This is a genomic window from Actinomadura luteofluorescens (assembly GCF_013409365.1).
In the GTDB taxonomy this organism is placed as follows: Bacteria; Actinomycetota; Actinomycetes; order Streptosporangiales; family Streptosporangiaceae; genus Spirillospora; species Spirillospora luteofluorescens.
The window spans coordinates 5,397,112-5,414,484 of the sequence record NZ_JACCBA010000001.1 but is presented as its reverse complement, the minus strand read 5'-3'; the positions used below and the strand labels follow the sequence as shown (position 1 = coordinate 5,414,484).

At 67.7% G+C, this 17,373-nt stretch carries 18 protein-coding genes and 1 tRNA gene; 15 read left to right on the top strand and 4 right to left on the bottom strand.

From position 1 onward, the window contains the following. Positions 1-255 precede the first annotated feature (255 nt). Together BJY14_RS25165 and BJY14_RS25160 are read left to right on the top strand one after the other, a co-directional pair. Positions 256-1,590, top strand: a complete 1,335-nt coding sequence (locus BJY14_RS25165) for a phospholipase D-like domain-containing protein (RefSeq protein ID WP_179845880.1) — start codon at positions 256-258, stop codon at positions 1,588-1,590. A 501-nt stretch (positions 1,591-2,091) separates the two neighbouring features. After that, a complete protein-coding gene (locus tag BJY14_RS25160; protein WP_179845879.1) occupies positions 2,092-3,786 on the top strand; it encodes a hypothetical protein in 1,695 nt (564 codons plus the stop codon). 88 nt (positions 3,787-3,874) lie between these two features. Here the strand turns inward: BJY14_RS25160 and BJY14_RS25155 are convergent, their stop codons facing one another. Both BJY14_RS25155 and BJY14_RS25150 read right to left on the bottom strand, forming a co-directional pair. Beyond that, positions 3,875-5,065, bottom strand: coding sequence for a type III PLP-dependent enzyme (locus BJY14_RS25155; protein WP_246396084.1), 1,191 nt, complete (start codon positions 5,063-5,065; stop codon positions 3,875-3,877). Further along, a complete protein-coding gene (locus BJY14_RS25150) occupies positions 5,058-5,825 on the bottom strand; it encodes a GntR family transcriptional regulator (RefSeq protein WP_179845878.1) in 768 nt (255 codons plus the stop codon). The genes BJY14_RS25155 and BJY14_RS25150 overlap by 8 nt, the downstream gene beginning before the upstream one ends. Positions 5,826-5,980: 155 nt before the next feature. On the opposite strand from BJY14_RS25150, the gene BJY14_RS25145 reads away from it, so the two are divergent. From BJY14_RS25145 to BJY14_RS25090, 12 genes are all read left to right on the top strand, one after another. Further along, the gene (locus BJY14_RS25145; protein WP_179845877.1) at positions 5,981-6,127 is read left to right on the top strand and encodes a hypothetical protein; all 147 of its coding nucleotides are present in this window, start codon (positions 5,981-5,983) and stop codon (positions 6,125-6,127) included. 103 nt (positions 6,128-6,230) lie between these two features. After that, positions 6,231-6,530: a WhiB family transcriptional regulator gene (locus BJY14_RS25140; RefSeq protein WP_179845876.1), complete on the top strand. Its 300-nt coding sequence runs from the start codon at positions 6,231-6,233 to the stop codon at positions 6,528-6,530. Between the two features lie 196 nt (positions 6,531-6,726). Further along, entirely contained in the window at positions 6,727-7,302 is a 576-nt protein-coding gene (locus BJY14_RS25135; protein WP_179845875.1) for a hypothetical protein, read from the top strand. A gap of 44 nt (positions 7,303-7,346) precedes the next feature. Continuing rightward, complete coding sequence (locus BJY14_RS25130) at positions 7,347-8,153, top strand: DUF2637 domain-containing protein (RefSeq protein WP_179845874.1); 807 nt, start codon at positions 7,347-7,349, stop codon at positions 8,151-8,153. Next, positions 8,150-8,422: a hypothetical protein gene (locus tag BJY14_RS25125; protein WP_179845873.1), complete on the top strand. Its 273-nt coding sequence runs from the start codon at positions 8,150-8,152 to the stop codon at positions 8,420-8,422. Before BJY14_RS25130 ends, BJY14_RS25125 begins: the two co-directional genes overlap by 4 nt. After that, on the top strand, positions 8,419-8,721 hold the full coding sequence (locus tag BJY14_RS25120) for a hypothetical protein (RefSeq protein ID WP_179845872.1): 303 nt from the start codon (positions 8,419-8,421) through the stop codon (positions 8,719-8,721). Before BJY14_RS25125 ends, BJY14_RS25120 begins: the two co-directional genes overlap by 4 nt. Further along, positions 8,718-9,080 carry a TraA-like protein gene (locus BJY14_RS25115; RefSeq protein WP_179845871.1) on the top strand — a complete coding sequence of 121 codons (363 nt, stop codon included), beginning with the start codon at positions 8,718-8,720 and terminating at the stop codon, positions 9,078-9,080. Before BJY14_RS25120 ends, BJY14_RS25115 begins: the two co-directional genes overlap by 4 nt. Continuing rightward, complete coding sequence (locus tag BJY14_RS25110; RefSeq protein ID WP_179845870.1) at positions 9,080-11,086, top strand: hypothetical protein; 2,007 nt, start codon at positions 9,080-9,082, stop codon at positions 11,084-11,086. The genes BJY14_RS25115 and BJY14_RS25110 overlap by 1 nt, the downstream gene beginning before the upstream one ends. Positions 11,087-11,390: 304 nt before the next feature. After that, entirely contained in the window at positions 11,391-11,747 is a 357-nt protein-coding gene (locus BJY14_RS25105) for a hypothetical protein (protein WP_179845869.1), read from the top strand. Further along, positions 11,744-13,723 carry a DUF3987 domain-containing protein gene (locus tag BJY14_RS25100; RefSeq protein WP_179845868.1) on the top strand — a complete coding sequence of 660 codons (1,980 nt, stop codon included), beginning with the start codon at positions 11,744-11,746 and terminating at the stop codon, positions 13,721-13,723. The genes BJY14_RS25105 and BJY14_RS25100 overlap by 4 nt, the downstream gene beginning before the upstream one ends. Positions 13,724-13,959: 236 nt before the next feature. Beyond that, the gene (locus BJY14_RS25095; protein WP_179845867.1) at positions 13,960-14,172 is read left to right on the top strand and encodes a helix-turn-helix transcriptional regulator; all 213 of its coding nucleotides are present in this window, start codon (positions 13,960-13,962) and stop codon (positions 14,170-14,172) included. A 1-nt stretch (position 14,173) separates the two neighbouring features. Next, the gene (locus BJY14_RS25090; protein ID WP_179845866.1) at positions 14,174-15,538 is read left to right on the top strand and encodes a tyrosine-type recombinase/integrase; all 1,365 of its coding nucleotides are present in this window, start codon (positions 14,174-14,176) and stop codon (positions 15,536-15,538) included. A 140-nt stretch (positions 15,539-15,678) separates the two neighbouring features. Here the strand turns inward: BJY14_RS25090 and BJY14_RS25085 are convergent. Next, positions 15,679-15,760, bottom strand: a tRNA-Tyr gene (locus BJY14_RS25085). A 127-nt stretch (positions 15,761-15,887) separates the two neighbouring features. Between BJY14_RS25085 and BJY14_RS25080 the strand changes: the two genes are divergently transcribed. Continuing rightward, the gene (locus BJY14_RS25080; protein WP_179845865.1) at positions 15,888-16,376 is read left to right on the top strand and encodes a YajQ family cyclic di-GMP-binding protein; all 489 of its coding nucleotides are present in this window, start codon (positions 15,888-15,890) and stop codon (positions 16,374-16,376) included. Positions 16,377-16,471: 95 nt separating this feature from the next. Here the strand turns inward: BJY14_RS25080 and htpX are convergent, their stop codons facing one another. Beyond that, positions 16,472-17,326, bottom strand: coding sequence for a zinc metalloprotease HtpX (gene htpX / locus BJY14_RS25075; protein ID WP_179845864.1), 855 nt, complete (start codon positions 17,324-17,326; stop codon positions 16,472-16,474). Between the last annotated feature and the right edge of the window lie 47 nt (positions 17,327-17,373).

Sequence of the window (17,373 nt, the reverse complement as noted above, 5' to 3'; positions counted from 1 at the left end):
AGGGGACCGGCGAGGTCATCGACACCGGTGAACTGCGCGGAGGCGTTCTGGCCGTCCTGTGCCAGATGGCTCAGTGGCAGCGCTGGTGTTTGGGCGTGAGGTGTTCGGGTTGGGGTCCCCGCTCTGCGGTCCTAGGGTCCTAGGGCCCTAGTTGAGGGTTCGGAGGGTTTTTAGCCTCATCGCCAAGACAGCGGATGTGACATCGGTCGGAAGGCGTCCAACAGCGAGGCTCAGATCCCTACCGGAAGGCTGAAGATGTCCAGCAAGCTCCCCCTCAAGGTGCCCGTCGCTCTCAGTGCGCTCGCTTTCGCGAGTGCCGCGCTCCCGGCCGGTCCGGTGCACGCCGATCCGCCGAATGAGGCGATTCCCATCGCCCTCGATCAGGTGGACGACTATGTGAAGTTCACCGAGGACGACAACACGGTGATCTCCGATCACGCCAAGGCCCTCATCGACGCCGCGCCGAGCGGGGCGACGATCCGGCTCCCGCTGTACTACTTCAGCCAGAGCAAGATCGTGACCTCTCTCAGCAGGGCGAAGGGGCGGGGCGTCAAGGTCAGGGTCGTCATCAACGGCAGCGAGATCGGCATGCCGCAGTACCGGGAGCTGACGGCGGCGTTCGCCGACTCGCCCGATGCGGTGCGGACGTGCGGGCAGCGGGTCACGGACGGCGCCGGCGGGTTCCCGAAGCAGAGCGGGCGCTACATATCCACTCGCGGATGCGCCGCCAACCGGAAGGTCGGCGACAACTACTCGCGCATGCACAACAAGTTCATGACGATCGACAAGGTCGCGAAGAAGGGGGGAGGCGTCGCGCGGAACGTCGTCTACGTGGCGTCCGCCAATCTGCACGAGTGGACCTCGTACGAAAGTGCCATCACGGTGCGGGACGCCGGGCTGTACAGGTTCTACAGCAGATATTTCGACGACATGTACCGTCTCGCGAACAGGTCGGGGCGGCTCGACAACTACGGGTCGAGTCACGTGTACAAGCCGTCCGGCGGGAAGTATCAGGTCTACACGTTCCCTCGGAGGGAGGCCGCCGGGAAAGCGCGCAGGAGTGCGTCCAACGATCCGGTCGTGGCGGACGTGAAGGCGGCGAGGTGCTCGCGCAGTGCCAGCGACGACGTCATCAACGTGGCGAACGTCAGGGTCGCCCGGATGGCGGTGGCCAACGCGCTCATCGATGCTGGGAAGCGCGGCTGTACAGTCCGAGTGCTCACCGGGGACATCGCCTATGAGGACGGTGGGGCGGAGCTGATCTACGCGGCGGTCAACAAGCTCGCGTACAGCTCCTACATCGAGGGCGGCGTCAGGTACTGCGGGCCGGTGAACAACATCTCGTGGATGCACGAGAAGTTCATGCAGATCAGTAAGGGCACGTCGTCCGGCCTGTACGTGGGCAGCCACAACCTCACCGTCCAGGCACTGCGCCAGCAGGACGAGAACATCCTCCGCGTGCGGAACGCCACGCTGTACGCGGCCTACACGGGGCGTTTCGACTCGCTCCACACCTACTGCTCGCAGTGGAAGCCGAAGGTGCCTCCTCACACGGGTCCGGGCGACAACGCGGTCGAGGACGTCGACTAGAGAGCGCTCGGACGCCCCGGCCATGTTCCGTGACTGTTCCGTGAACACCCGGCAATGGCCGGTAGGAGTGGGGAGCTACCGAGAAGCAACGAGAACGGCCCCTGACAGCGTTCAAGCTGGTCAGGGGCCGTTCTGTGTGGTGTGGCGGGTGCAGGGTTCGAACCTGCGTAGGCTAAGCCGACGGATTTACAGAGAGAACACGGAGTTATGGCCATCTCGCAGGTGACCTGCGGCTAGGCTCCTACCTGGGCTACGCCTGGCCACATTCGTTCCGTCAGGGTCCCGCTCAAGCGACCGAACGAGTTGCACGATACCCGGTGACTGATCGGTCGTAGCTGACTACCGAAGGGATCAACCTTGCCTTCGATATGGAGATCAAATAGGCGGCCCACACTTTCAGAGATCGCCTCCAAACCCAAGTACACCAGTCCCAAGATCCTTGTAATTGATGACGATCCAGACATTGTCGAAGCTTTACAGCTCCGCGGTTACGCTGCTGTATTGGGGACGTTCGGCAAACGCTTCCTTGTCAACAGATCCGCAAGCTATGTTGCGTTGAAACCGGTCCCAGACCTTCCGGGGCACACGGAGCAAGAAATCATCGTCGCAAACCTTTCAGGCCAAACTCCAGCGGAAGGCACGAAGGAATCTTTTGCGCACCCCTCACCTGGGGTGACTACAGTCTGGGCGCCAGCGAAGTATGGTTTGATCGACGAGCGCCCAATGGCGATGCTGCATGCACAAGGTTCAATGAACCGCATCTACCGCCACGGCGGCGTCTTTGTCATTTTCGCAGCCGCACCTTTTGACCCGAAATATATGGTGGGCGAACGCCACGATTACTCTGGCGATCTCGATTCCCTGCGCGCAAGGCCCTATCTAGCTGATAACTGGTGCCTTTTGCCTGCACTACGACGACTCGCTGTTCACAAGGACACGGGACAGGAGATGGACGTCGCCGATAACGGTGTTGCACGAAGACTCGGGATCGATGGCTACTTCGACGATGGCCACTTTGAATGCGTCGTCAAGCCTGGAAGAGGCTACGAGGAAAATTGGTCGACACTCGCCACAAACAAGTACGGCGATCCCGTCGCCGGACTTTTCACAGAGGAGCAGGAAGGCAATCTTAACCTGATTTTCATTTTCCCTCAGCTAAGCCGAAGAAGGGAACTAGTGGTTGAACTCGTTGAACGAATTCTCCCAGAGATGTCACCACGGCTGTTTCCTCACGCCGAAGGCAGTCGCTGGACCCGTCGTCCAGAATATGACCTCCCTCGGATAGCCTCCCTCAAGAGCGAGATCACGGCAATACAGGAGGATTCTCGTACCCGCGTACGCCAGCTTGAAGAGAAGATTGAAAATGAGCGCCAACGGTACGGTTTCCTGCACGACCTTGTCACTGCAACCGGCGATGATTTGGTCCAGGCTGTGATTCATGCCCTTCAGACAATAGGGTTCCACGATGTCCGTGACGTCGACGCCGAGGCCGAGGCCGCTGGTGAAACTGGTCCTCGCCGAGAGGATTTGCGGATTATGGACGCACCTATGCCGGTGCTTGTCGAAGTCAAGGGCATCACTGGTAAGCCCAAAGAAGTCAACGCTCTACAGGTTGCTAAGTACATTGCACCGCGAATGAAAGAGTGGGGTCGCACAGACATTCACGGTTTGGCCATAGTGAATCACCAGCGAAACCTTCCTGCGCTCGACCGGGAACACGAGCACGTTTTTCAGTCGGACGTTCTCACGACCGCCAAAGAGCAAGACCTAACACTGCTGACGACATGGGACCTGTTCCGACTTGTCCGGGGCTTCATTAGCAATGATTGGCGGCATGAGGATGTCGCCGAGTTGTTCGTTACCTCCGGTCGCATGTGCCCCCTACCAGCGCACTACAAACCGATTGGTTACGTAGATGGCTACTGGGCGAAGGCATCTGCACTTGGACTACGCCTCCAGAGTGGACCACTACACGTAGGCGACCGCATTGCCTATGAACTGCCAGTCGACTTCGTCGAAGAGTCGGTCACCTCTCTGCGTATTAACGATCGACAAGTCAATGCAGCAAACGCCGGAGATCGCGTTGGCATTATGACCAAACTAAATCAGCATGAGGCCCGTAAAGGAGTTCGGGTTTATCGAGTAGAACTCGATCCTCCTACCCACGCGGCATCACGCAAAGGGAGCACGGCCTGAATTCAGCATCCTAAGCTACTCAGGAGTGAGCACAGCAAAGTCCGCCCGAATTTACAACAACGGACGGACTTTGCGTGGCGCCTCAAGGCTAGTTGTCGAGGTAGGAAAAGGCTGGCTTAGGGTGCATTAGGAAGTCGTGGTGGGAGATGTTCCAGGCGTAGGCGCCGGACATGGAGAAGGCGACTAGATCGCCGACGGCGATGCGGTCTGTGGGGACTTCGCGTGCGAATACGTCTTTCGGAGTGCAGAGTTGGCCGACGAGAGTCACGGGCTCACCGGCGGCTGCAGGGCCGTCGCCGTTGCGGGTGAGGATGTCGTGCGGGTGGTTGTGTTGCTTGGTGACGGGTGTGCGGATGTGCATGGTGCCGCCGCGTAGGACGGCGTACCACTGGCCGTGTGCCTTCTTCACGTCCAGGACCTCGGTGAGGTACCACCCGGCGTAGACGCTGATGGAGCGGCCCGGTTCGATGCGCAGCGTTTCGCCCGGCTCGGCGAGCGCGGCGACGTCGGCGCCGTACTGCTTCCAGTCGAATCGGGTCTCGGGTGTGGAGTAGTCGACGGCCATGCCGCCGCCGAGGTTGAACTCACGCGGTCCGGTGTGGCCGATCCTGTCGAGCCACGCGCGGCCCCACGCGAGGATCTCGGCGGACTGGGCGACCATGGCGGAGGCGTCCAGGCCGGACGCCAAGTGCGCGTGAATGCCGCGGAGGCGCACCTGCGGAGAGTTCTCCAGGATGCCGGTGCACGACTCGATAAGTTCCGGGTCCATGCCGAACGGGCCGCTCATGGCGAGCGCGACGCCGCTGCGGTCGCCGGCGAGGTTGACCCGTAGCAGGACATCGACCTCGCGGCCGGACGCCCGAGCGATGTCGGCCAGGCGGGACAGCTCATAGGGGCTTTCGACGTGGATGCGCTCGACACCGAGGTCGAGGGCAAGCCGTAGTTCGTCGTCGGTCTTGCCGGGGCCGCCGAACGCCAACCGAGCGTCCGGCAATGCCTCGCGCACGTGCGCCAACTCGCCGCCGGACGCGACCTCGACGCCATCGACGTACGGGGCGAGAGCCTGGAGGATCGGCGCGTCCGGGTTGGCCTTCGCGGCATAGAAGATCTCCGGCGCACCGGGCTCCGAGAGCGCGGCCTTGACCTCGGCCGCGTCCTCACGCAGCGCGGCGAGGTCGTAGACGAACGCGGGTAGCTCGCCCTTGCCGGCAAGGGCTTGGGCGTGGTCTTCGACTAGGCGCGTGATCATCGGATGTGGTCTCTTCCGGTTGTCAGGCAAGCGGGAACTCGTACTGAGCCGTCACGTAGTGGGCGGGGGCGACTGAGACCGTGACCTCGACGGCGCGGCCCTCGGCCGTCATGCCGACATGCGTGATCTCGACGACCGTGCGCTCAGGGCTGATCTCCAGCGCGTGCGCCTCGGCCTCGGTGGGCAGACGGCTCGGGATGATCTGCTCGCGCGCCCGGGTCTGCGCGTAGCCGAGTTCGGCAAGCGCGCTCTTGACGCCGCCGACGATCACCGGGCCGTCCTCCTCCAGGACGGTTCCCTCGGCGATGTCGAGCGGGAACCAACTGGCGTTGAGCCGCACGGGAATGCCGCTGGCGAGCAGTCGCCGACGCCGGACAAGGCAGTTCACCTCACCGGCCGGAAGGCCGAGCGCCTCGGCGACGGCCGCCGGCGGCTCGGCGCGCTCGGTGGTGATCTCGTGCTGCGGCTCCAGACCACGGGCCCGAACCTCGGCGTCGAACGCGCCGCGGGCGCCGTTGTTCTCGCGGGTGGCCCGGTCGTAGCGCGCCGGCGAGTGGAGCATCGGCGGCAGCCAGGTGACCATCGTGCCCCGTCCCTGCCGAGGCCGGACGAGACCCTCGGCCGCGAGTACCTGCATTGCCCTGTTCACCAAGCTACGGGAAGCCCCGTACCGGTCGGCAAGCTCCGGCTCGGCCGGCAGGACGGACCCGGTGGCGTACCGGCCGTCCATGATTTCCTGACGAATTTTCGCGGCGATGTCGCGGAACCCGTGACGCTCCGACTGCTGCATTGACCTGCTCCTTCCTAGCCCGCTTAGGGCTACCTAACTAGACCCTACTGCATACGCCAAACGACTGGCGTTACTTGACATCCGGCCGCGCATGGCCACAATCGGAGTTGAGCAAACGCCAAACGTTTGGCGTTACAACGCTGAGGAGGCGTCGGATGTTCCCGGACAAGTCGAGCAAGATCGGCCAGTGGGTCACCGCGCTGGTTCTGGCGGTCTTCGTCTTCCAGAACCCCGAGAAGGCCGCGGGCTTCGTGACCGGCTTCTTCGACGCCGTGTCCCGCTTCGCCAACGCCCTGGGCTGATCAAGTGCCCGTCCGCCACTCGCAGCCGGCCCCGGCGCACACGCCACCAAGCACGCCGCCGGGGCCGCGCTTCCAGCCGATCACCGAATCAAGGAGCTGCCTCGTGTCCCGACCCCTGACCGCCGTTTCGGCGCTGTCCGCCATGGACCTGCGCGGCGAGCCGATCGAGGGCGCACAGTGCCGTTTCGACCCTGACTTGCACACCGGCCCGGACGGCCAGGAGTCGCCGGACGAGCGTGCGGCACGTGAGGTCGTGGCCGCCGAGGTCTGCGAGTCCTGCCCGCTGCGCGGTGCCTGCTTCGAGCTGGCGGCGCGAATCCGCCCGGAGCACGGCGTGTGGGCGGGCTTCACCGCCACGGAACTGGCCGCGCTGTTCGCCCTCGACCTCGACGAGGTCGCCTGACCCCGTCCGATCAATGGGGACCCAGGAGCGCCCGAACGGCCAAGAGCGAACGCCCCTGGGTTCCTTCCAAGGAAGGAGCTTCAACGATGTCCGACAAGCCGACCAAGGACAAGTCCTCGACGTGGCCGAACGGCGAGCCCAAGAGCGTCCGGGACGCCTACGACGCCGCACAGTCTGGCAAGAAGAAGTGACCGGCATGACGTTCGTCTTCAACGACGCCGACGACCGTGACCGCGCCTCGGACGGCGTGTCCCGGTACGGCGTGTATCTGCGGCAGTACCCGAGGCTGTTCGGCGACGGGGACGGCGCGGTGACGACCGACCCGGGCGAGTTCGCCGCTGCGGCGTGGCAGGTGGCCACGTCCCCGATCATGGCACCGCCCTACCTGGACTGGACGGCCGAGCGCGTCCAGGCGGTGACCTTCACCGGCAGCGAGGAAGGCGCCGCGCTGATCGCTCGTGTCCAGGTCGCCGTTCCCCGCCCGGCCGCGCTCGCCGAGGTGCGGGGGTTCGCCGACTGGGACCGTGGCGACCGCTGGAACCGCGGCTACCACACCCCGGCCGATGAAGCCCTGGCCCGCCGTCCGGCGATGCTGACCAGTTCCTTGTTGCTGTTCGAGATCGGTGCCGGTGAGCTGTACGTCCCCCAGGACGCGCCCGAGGCGCTCACCGTGGCCGATGCCAAGGCATCGGTGCGGCGGCTGGCCGAACTGGTGACCGCCCGCATGGCTCCGATCATGTCCGCCCTCGACTCGGCGGGGGTGGCGCGGTGAGTTCCGCACAGGCGCGCAGTGCGCAGCCTCGGACGGGTGATCGGGTGATTCGTGCCAGCACCGCCGCCACGGTGGTGGGCATCGGCGGTATCGCCGCGGTGGTCTCGTTCCGGCACGCGCTGGAAGTCGTCCGCGACAACGGCGAGTCCGGGGTGACCGCCTACCTGACGCCGTTGACGGTGGACGGGCTCGTGTTCACCGCGTCCATGGTCCTGCTGGACGCCGCCCGGCGCGGTGACCGCGCGCCGATGCTGGCGCGCGTGGCGCTCGCTCTGGGCATCGCGGCAACGGTCGCGGTGAACGTGCTGCACGGGCTGGCCCATGGCCCGGTCGGCGCCGTCGTCGGCGCGTGGCCGGCCATCACGCTCATTCTGGTTGTCGAGTTGCTCATGGGCATGATCCGGCGCGGCCGCCAGTCGGCCGAGGCCGAGCCCGAGTCCGGCGACGTGGCCGAGGCGGCATACCGCGTCGGTGATGACGCCGATCCGCCCCAGCCCGTACCCGAGTCGGCCCCCGTACCCGTGCCCGCACTCGCCGAGGGCGCGTCCACGGCCGTACCCGAGGCGTCGTCTCCGGCCGTACCCGCCACGTCCGGCGCGCGTGTACCCATGTCCGCTGAGGTGCGCCCGGCGCGGCGTACCCGTCCGAGCGGCGACCCCGCCGAGGTGCGCGCCGTGGCGGTGTTCTCCGAAGAGATCGCCGCCGGACAGGTGCCCTCGATCCGCCGGATCAAGTCCACGCTTCGGTGCGGTCAGACCAAGGCATCCCAGGTCCGCGAGTACCTCGCGTCCCTCGACTCCGCCGCCCGTACCCCGGTGACCGCGACGGCAGGCAAGGAGGTCCTGTCATGACCACCCGTACCCCCGCGCCCAACCCCCGCCCGGTCCGGCGTACCCGTCGGACGCGTCCGGGCTACCGGCTGGCGTTCGCTGATCGGTTCATGCTGGCCGGTTCGACCGGTGGCGCGGTGTACCTGTTCGCCCTGCACCTGGCGCACCTGCCGACCGGCACCGCGACCGCCGCGGGGGTGCTGGTGTTCGTGTTCGCCCTCGGGGTGCTGGTGACCGTCAAGCGGTTGCCGCACCTTCGGCCCCTGCTGGAGTGGAGGCCGCGGCGATGACGCTGGACTACCCGCCCCGCCCGAACCGCGCCCGTCCCGGCGCCGCGCTGGACGCACTGTGCGCCGTCCTGCGCGGTCTGTGGGCTGTGGCCCGACTGCTGGCCGGTGCGGTGGCCGCGCTCGCCTCGGCCGCCCTCGGCACGCCCCCGGCCTCGGCGACACGCCTGGGCCACCTGATCGCCGACGAATACCGCGCCGGACGCGCCGGCGCCATCGACGCCGAGGTCATCGACGACCCCGACGACCACCCCCTGGACGACCCCAGGACCGATATCGAGACCAAGGAGGAAAGCCGTTGAGTACCGGCAGGCGCGTCACGGAGTTGGGGAACATCGAGTTCACCGGGGCCAAGTCGATCACCGCTTACAGCCAGGCGTCCCGGTCGATCTGCCGGGACCTGTCCATGGAGTTCGAGATGGCCGCCGATGAGGTCTACGGCGCCCTGGTGGCCTCCCAGAAGGGGCACCCGGCCTTGTTCGGCGTGGACGTCAAGATTCGCGCCCGCCGGGTGCGCAACCGCCTGCGGCGCGCGTCCGAGCACGCCAAGGGCGCGGCGGTGGAAACGGTGAAGTTCCACAACCAGTTCCGCACCGAGTTCGCCGACATCCTCAACCCGCCCAAGCGCAAGCCCAAGTTCGACTTCAAGGACGACGCCTGATGGCTGCCAAGAACACGCTCAAGAGCACGCAACTGGCCACCGTGGACGACGCCTCGTGGGACCGGTTCAAGGCCGCCCAAGCCTCCAAACTCGCCACGCTCGCCCCGCCGTGGCTGATCTGGCCGGTCGTCGCCGGAATCGGGCACGCCGCCCACACCCTGTGGGGCACCGGTCCCGGCGTCGCATGGTCGGCCATCGGCCTCACCCTCGGGACGGGAGTCCTGTCCGGGGTGACGTGGCTGGTCTCCCACACCCGCGGCATCCTCGGCCGAGGCTCCGCCACCGTCACCACGTTCACGACCGGGATGTGGGTCACCTCATGCTCGGTCGCCGGGATCGGTCAGCCGGTGGTGACCTGGTTCTTCCTGGCCGGTGGCGTGACCGTCTGCACCGGCTGGAACATCCGGACCGTGATCCGCGCCAAGACCGGCCTGTCCGGCGTTACCGATCCGCTGGCGTTCCTGTTCGACCAAGGCAAGGACAGCACCGGCCTGGACGGCGCCCGCATGGCCACCGTCAAGGCCGGTGAACGCAAGATCGAGGCCGCCATGGCGCTGCCCGCCGGACAGAAGACCGTGGGCGACGTGCAGAAGAAGACCGAGCACATCGAGGGCGCCATGGGCCTGCCACCCGGCACCCTGTCGGTGGCCGCCGACACCGACCGCGCCGACCGCGCCAAGGTCACCTTGTCCGACCCGCGCATCATGCGCGCCCCGATCCCCTGGCCCGGACCGTCCCGGCCCGGCGGCTCGATCGCCGAACCGGTCCGCCCCGGCGTCTGGCAGGACGGCGACGACGTCGCCGACACCATCCCCGGAAGCCACCGCCAGTTCATGGGCAAGACCGGCTCCGGCAAGTCCATCGGCGGTGCCTGGGACTACCTCGCCGAGATCATCACCCGCACGGACGTGGCGGTGTTCGCCGCCGACATCACCAAGGGAGAGCAGACCCTCGGACCGCTCCGCCCCGCCCTGCACCGCTTCGAAACCACCAAACAGGGTGTGCGGTCCCTGATCAGCGACATCGAAGCGCAGCTCAAGCCCCGTACCGACTGGCTCTCGGCGCGCGGATACGTCAACTGGGAGCCCGGATGCGGGCTGGCCTACTGGGTGCTGTGGCTGGAGGAGTTCCCCGACATCGGCGACGCCCTCGGCGACAAGGGCATGGAGACCTTCCTCCGACTGCTCAAGGCCGTCCGGTCCGCCGGCGGAACCATCGTCATGAGCTTGCAGCGTTCGGACTGGACGCAGATGCCCACCATCGCCCGCGGCCAGCTGGCCAACATGTGCTTCGGAGTCGCCAACTCCCATGACGCCGCGTTCGGCCTGTCCGAGGCTCAGGAGGACGCCGGGGCCCGCCCGGAACTGTGGGGATCGTCCCAGCCCGGTATGGCCTACCTCGACGCCCCCGGCATCCCCATCGAGCGCATCGCGATGCCGCTGCGCACCTTCGCATGGCTCGACGCCAGCGGGAAGCCCGACACCGCCGCCATAGCCGCCCACGCTGCCGAGTGGCCCGCCACCGGCAAGACGGTGGACGAGTTCACCGCCGCCATCACCGGCAACGCCACCGGCACCACGGGCGCTCGCCCGGTCGGCGAGCCCGGCCCCACGGACGACGCCCGCGACGACGCCGAAGGCGACGCGGACGAGGGTTGGTCGGCTGCCGACGAGCTGACCACCGAGGACCCCGACCCGACCATGACCGCCGGCATGGACGATCCGATCGAGGACGACCCCGACGACGAGGAATGGGAGTTCACCCGGCCCGAGCCGACCATGACCGCCGCCGAGGCGCGCCAGGCGCTGCGTGAGCGCATCGCCGCATGGGCCGCCGAGGGCCGCGAGGACTTCACCACCGCCGACCTGTCCGAGGTGTGGACCGGCGCCGGCCTGTCCCGCCAGTGGGCACAGAACCAGATCCGCCGCCTACGCGAACAGGGCGTGCTCGGCTACGACGACGACGCCCAACGTCACCTGCTGCTCGCCGTCTCCGACGCCGCCTGACCCGCGCGCACGCGCACCCGCACGGCTGCGCGCAGGCAGCGCGCCGCGCGAAGTTGATCATGGTGCAACGGGTGCAACGCGGGAGGTGCAACACCCCTGCAACACAGGGGCGCAACACCCGCGTTGCACCCCCGCCGAACAGGCAACCAACCCCCAAACCCCCGCCCGCCCGCAACGCCAGGTGCAACACCGCCCGCACCAGGAGGCAAAGCGGCCCTCGGCGCACAAGCCACCAAGCACGCCGCCGAGGGCCGCACCTCCAACCGATCACGGAACCGCCAGGTCCCTAGAAGGAGGTCACTCCATGATGACACCGAACCAAGTCCCGTTCCCGCCGGTCGAGCAATGGCCCGTGCTGGCCGCCCCCGACTGCCCCACCTGCCGCCGCTCCGCCGACGTGGCATGGATTGGGCCCGCCACTTTCGCCGAGGGCGACGAGGTCAACGTCTGGCGCTGCCGCGCCTGCCCCACCGACTGGTTCATCCCCGTCACCCACTGGCCCGTGCTGGACGGCCCCGACTGCCCGCACTGCCGCACCGTCGTCACCTGCTGGGCCGCGCTCGCCCCCGAGACTCCGGGCGACCTGTGGCTCTGCGAGCACGGACACGAGTTCGTCCTGACCCCCGAGGGCCTGATCATCTTCACCGAGGACGCCGCATGACCAAGCCCGCATCGTTGCGTGTGGTCGACAGCGCGCCCGCCGGCGCCGACCTCGACGCGACACCGCACAGCATCGACGCCGAGCAATACGTCCTCGGCGGGGTGATGCTCTCGCCGACCGCGCTCGCCGAGGTCCGGCCGCTGCTGGACGGCGCCGACTTCTACCGGCCCGCGCACGCTCAGATCTGGGACGCGGTGTGCGCGCTGGCCGACCGTGGCGCGCCCGCCGACCCGCTCTCGGTCGGTGCGCACATCGGCGCCCGCCAACTGGCCAAGCTCGGCGGTGGCCCGTACCTCCACACGCTGATCAGCCGTGTCCCGACCGCGGCGAACGCCGTCTACTGGGCTCACATGGTGCGGGACCTGGCATACGCCCGCACCGTCGCCGAGACCGGTACCCGGCTCGTCCAGCTCGCCACCGTCGCCGAGGGCGACGCCGCCGAGCTGCGCGCGCAAGTGGCCGCCGAGGTCGCCGCCGTGACCGGCGCCGACCGGCGCGGCTGGCCCGACCCAACGCCGCTCTCGACCGCGCCCGACCTGCCGACGTTCCCCATTTGGTGCCTTCCGGACTGGGCCGCCGAGTACGCCGCTGGCGTCGCCGACGTCACCCAGACGCCGGTAGATCTGGCCGGGTGTCTCGCCCTGGCCGCGCTCGCCGTGGCCGCCGCCGGCAACGTGACGGTGAGCGCGGGGGCATGGTCGGAGCCGGTGAACCTGTTCTTGGTCATGGTCCTGCCGCCCGGGAACCGGAAGTCCGAGGTCTACAAGGCCATGACCGGCCCCATCCGGGCCGCCGAGGGCATCCTCACCGACCTGGCCGCGCCGCTCATCGCCGAGGCGACCATTGCCCGCAAGGTCGCTGAGGCCGAGGCCGAGCGTTCGGAGAAAGCCGCCACCGACCACCCGGACAGTCTCGACCGGCGCGCCGACGCGTCCGCCGCGCGGATGGCTCTCGACAACGCCACGGTGCCCGCCGAGCCCGCGCTCTTCGGCGGGAACGACTCGACCGTTGAGAAGGTCACCTCACGACTGGCCGAACAGAACGGCCGATACGCCGTCATGGCGCCCGAGGGCGGCAAGCTGTTCTCGATCGCCGGTGGCCGCTACTCCGGTTCCCCGGACATCGGCGTCTTCCTGTCCGGGCACGCCGGCGAGGAAATGCGCATCGAGCGCGTGGGCCGCTCGTCCGAGCGCATCGACGCCGCCGCCCTGACCATCGGCGTGTGCCTGCAACCCGGCGTGCTGGCCGGGCTCGGTGACACCCCCGAATTCCGTGAACAGGGCTTGCTCGGACGCCTGCTGATCACCATGCCGGAATCCATGCTCGGCCACCGCAACGCCCGTCCCGCCCCAATCCCCGCGCACGCCGCCCACGCCTACGAGCGGACGCTTACCGATCTCGTCCTGTCGCTGCGCAGGTTCGGCGACCCGGACGGCGAACCTGTCGCCCTGACGTTCACCGGCGAAGCACAAGAGGCCGTCATCGACCTGTTGGAGGCAACCGAGCCGCGCTTTCGCCCGGGTAGCGGCGACCTGGCCCACATGACCGATTGGGGTGGCAAGCTGGTCGGCGCCGTCGTGCGCATTGCCGCCCTTCTTCATCTGGCGAAGCACTTGCGCGACGGGTACGGGCGCCCGATCGACCTCGCCACGTTCCGGGAAGCCTGCCAGCTCGGCGAGTACTTCACCGCGCACGCCCAAGCGGCTTATGACGCCATCGGCGCCGACCCTGCCGTCAACCATGCCCGCACCGTTCTGGACTGGGCACGCCGCACCGAAACCGCCCGATTCACTGCCCGCGACCTCATGCGCGGCCCGCTCAAGAATCGCGCCCGGAAGGTCGCCGACCTGGAACCGGTCCTGCGTGTGCTGCAAACCCACGGCTGGATTCGCCAGGTACCCGGCACACGGACGGGAGGACGGCCCACCTCACCGGGCTACGAGACCCACCCCGACCTGTCGGAGGACTTCCGGTGACTCGCCTCGGACGCCGTTACGGGCCGTTACCGCTCCCGGCGCAGATCTCGCGACCGGGACGCCGGGACAGGGTGACAGAAGCCGACGCAAGTCCTTGTGTCGCCTTCTGTCCCCGTGTCCCCCGTCCCCGCGCACCCCCTCGGCCCTCGACTCGCCTCACGCTCCGTCGCCCGGCGCACAAGCCACCAAGCCCGCCGCCGGCACCGTCCAACCGATCACGTCCAGAAGGGCCCAGCATGGCCGCTCGGAATCTCGCCGCGCCGTCCAACCTGCTCACGCTCGCCGAAGTGCTCGACGAGCTTCGTGTGTCCCGGAGCACCTTCGACACCTGGCGAACGCTCGGCACCGCCCCCAAGTGCATCAAGCTGCCGAACGGACGCATTCGCGTCCACCGTGACGACCTCGACGCGTGGCTCTCGACGCGCACCGAGGTCGCGGGGGCGGTCTGAAGTGGCCTATTCCCACGACGTCAGCTTTTGGGGGCTGGCCAGGAAGAATCGCAAGCGCGGTCACGGCGTCCGTTGGACGGTCAACGGCAGGGAATCCTCGAAATGGTTCACCGAACGGGCGTTGGCCGACAGCTACCGGTCCAAGCTCATGCAGGCCGCAAGGAGAGGCGAGGGATTCGACACGGAGACGGGTCTTCCGGAGTCCATGGTCCGGGCCCAACTCGCGGTCACGTGGTTCGACCTCGCGTGCCGGTTCGTGGATCTCAAGTGGCCGCACGCCGCGGCCAAGTCCCGGACGGGCATCGCCGATGCCCTCGCGACCGTCACGCCGGTCTTGGTGGCCTCGAAGCGCGGGAAGCCTGACGACAAGGTTCTACGCGCCGCACTGTACGGCTGGGCCTTCCACAAGGTCCGCCGAGAGACGACCAAGCTCACCGGCAAGGAGGCCGCTGCGCTCAAGTGGCTACAGGACAACTCGTTGAAGGTCGTCACGCTCAACGAGAAAGACCAGCGGTCCCAACTCATCCGCTCGGCGCTAGACACGATCGCGCTCAAGATGGACGGCACGCCCGCCGCGGCGAAGACCGTCGCCCGGAAGCGAGCGATCTTCTACGGCACGTTGAACTACGCCGTAGAGCTCGACATCTTGCCGGCGAACCCCATCGACCGCGTGGCCTGGAAGGCCCCGGCCATCGCCGAGGAGGTCAACCGCAACGTGGTGGCGCGGCCCCGCCAGGTCCGGGCGCTCCTGGCCGCGATCGAGGACAAGCGGCCCGAGCTCACCGCGTTCTACGGCTGCCTGTACTACGCCTACATGCGGCCCGGTGAGGCCAAAGTCCTGCGTAAGAGCGACTGCATCAACCTGCCCGACGAGGGATGGGGCCAGCTCTTGCTCAGCGGCAACTCGCCCCGCGTCGGGTCGGAGTGGACGGACACCGGGACGAGCCACGAGGAACGGCAGTTGAAGCACCGGGCGAAGAAGGTCGCTCGGCCCGTGCCGATTCCGCCCGAGCTCGTCCGGCTGCTGCGTCATCACCTGGCCGAGCACGGGACGGCGCCGGATGGCCGGCTGTTCTCCGGTGGGCGCGGTGGGCCGCTCTCGGAGAGCGTGTACGGGCGCGTCTGGCAGGTCGCCCGCGACTTGGCGCTCACACCCGGACAGGTGGCCTCTCCTCTGGCTGGACGGCCCTACGACCTCCGCCATAGCGGCGTCACGCTCGCCCTGAACGCCGGCGTCCCGGCGCCCGAGGTCGCCCGCCGCGCCGGCCATGGCGTCGATGTCCTGCTACGGGTCTACGCCGGGTGCATCGACGGTCATGAGCAGATGTGGAATGGCCGCATTGAGGACGCTCTCAAGGACGACTAGGGAGGCCACGGCCGCAAAGCTTGTCCCGTCACTGTCCCGTGAACACCCGGCAATCGCCGGTAGGAGTCGGGACTCACCGGGAAGCGACGAGAACAGCCCCTGACCGCGTTGATGCTGGTCAGGGGCTGTTCTGTGTGGTGTGGCGGGTGCAGGGTTCGAACCTGCGTAGGCTAAGCCGACGGATTTACAGTCCGCTCCCATTGGCCACTCGGGCAACCCGCCGTGGTGTTTCGCTGGAAAGGATAGCGGACCGTCGGGGTGGGTGTGACATCGAGGCGGGGCGTGCGGGGCGTGGGGAGTCGATACGCTCTGTAGATCGTGATGCTGCTGCTGAGGGGATGTGTGGGCGATGGCCGACTCGTCGTTTGACATCGTGTCGAAGCTCGACCGGCAGGAGGTCGACAACGCGGTGAACCAGGCCGCCAAGGAGGTGGCGACCCGGTTCGACTTCCGGAACGTGGACGCGGGGATCAAGTGGTCCGGGGAGTCGATCGAGATCCAGGCGAACACCGAGGAGCGGGCGAACGCCGTGCTGGACGTGCTGAAGGACAAGCTCGTCAAGCGGGGGATCTCGTTGAAGGCGATCGACGCGGGTGAGCCGAAGCTGTCGGGCAAGGTGTACAAGCTGGGCGTGGGCCTGAAGGAGGGCATCGCCCAGGAGGACGCGAAGAAGATCGGCAAGATCATCCGGGATGAGGGGCCGAAGGGTGTGAAGGCCCAGATCCAGGGGGACGAGCTGCGCGTCAGCTCGAAGAAGAAGGACGACCTCCAGCAGATCATCGCTTTGCTGAAGGGCAAGGACCTCGAGGTCGCGCTGCAGTTCATCAACTACCGGTAGGACGAGGGGAGCGCGCCGGCCCCATCCCCCGCAGAAGTGGCCGGCGCGCTCTTGTGTGTTATGACGCGGCGGCGTCCGGAGTGGTTCGGTCGAATCTAGCGGCGGCCGGCCATGCGTTCCAGGCGGGCGATGCGGTCGGCGGTCGGGGGGTGGGTGGAGAACAGCTTGCCGATGCCGGCGCCCTGGAACGGGTTGGCGATCATCAGGGAGCTGGTGGTGGCGAGCTCGGGGTCCTGCGGCAGGGGGAGCGCGCGGGTGCCTGCGTCGATCTTGCGGAGGGCGGAGGCCAGGGCCAGCGGGTCGCCGGTGAGGCGGGCGCCGGCGGCATCGGCGGAGTACTCGCGGGTCCGGCTGATGGCCATCTGGACGACCGCGGCCGCGACCGGGCCGAGGATCAGCATGAGGAGGGCTCCGAGGATGCCGGGGCCGTCGTCGTCCTCGGAGCGCCCGATCGGCAGGAAGATCGCCAGGTGGGACAGGTAGGTGATGACGGTGGCGATCGCGGCGGCGACGGACGAGATGAGGATGTCGCGGTTGTAGACGTGGGACAGCTCGTGGCCGAGGACGGCGCGCAGTTCGCGCTCGTCCAGCATCTGGAGGATGCCGCGGGTGCAGCAGACGGCGGCGTTGCGCGGGTTGCGGCCGGTCGCGAACGCGTTGGGCTGGCGGGTCTCGGAGACGTACAGGCGCGGCATGGGCTGGCGGGCCGAGGTCGACAGCTCCCGGACGAGCCGGTAGAGCAGCGGCGCCTCGACCTCGCCGACCGGGTGGGCGCGCATCGAGCGCAGCGCGATCCGGTCGCTGAAGAAGTACGCGACGCCGTTGGTTCCGAGGGCGATGACCAGCGCGATCGTCAGACCGGCCCCGCCGCCGAACGTCCAGCCGGCGACCAGCATCAGTGCCGACAGCGCAGCGATCAATGCTGCCGTCTTGACGCCGTTGAACTGCACCTGCGTTGCCTCCCCGTCGACTCCGGCATGAACATCAACGGTTTGAC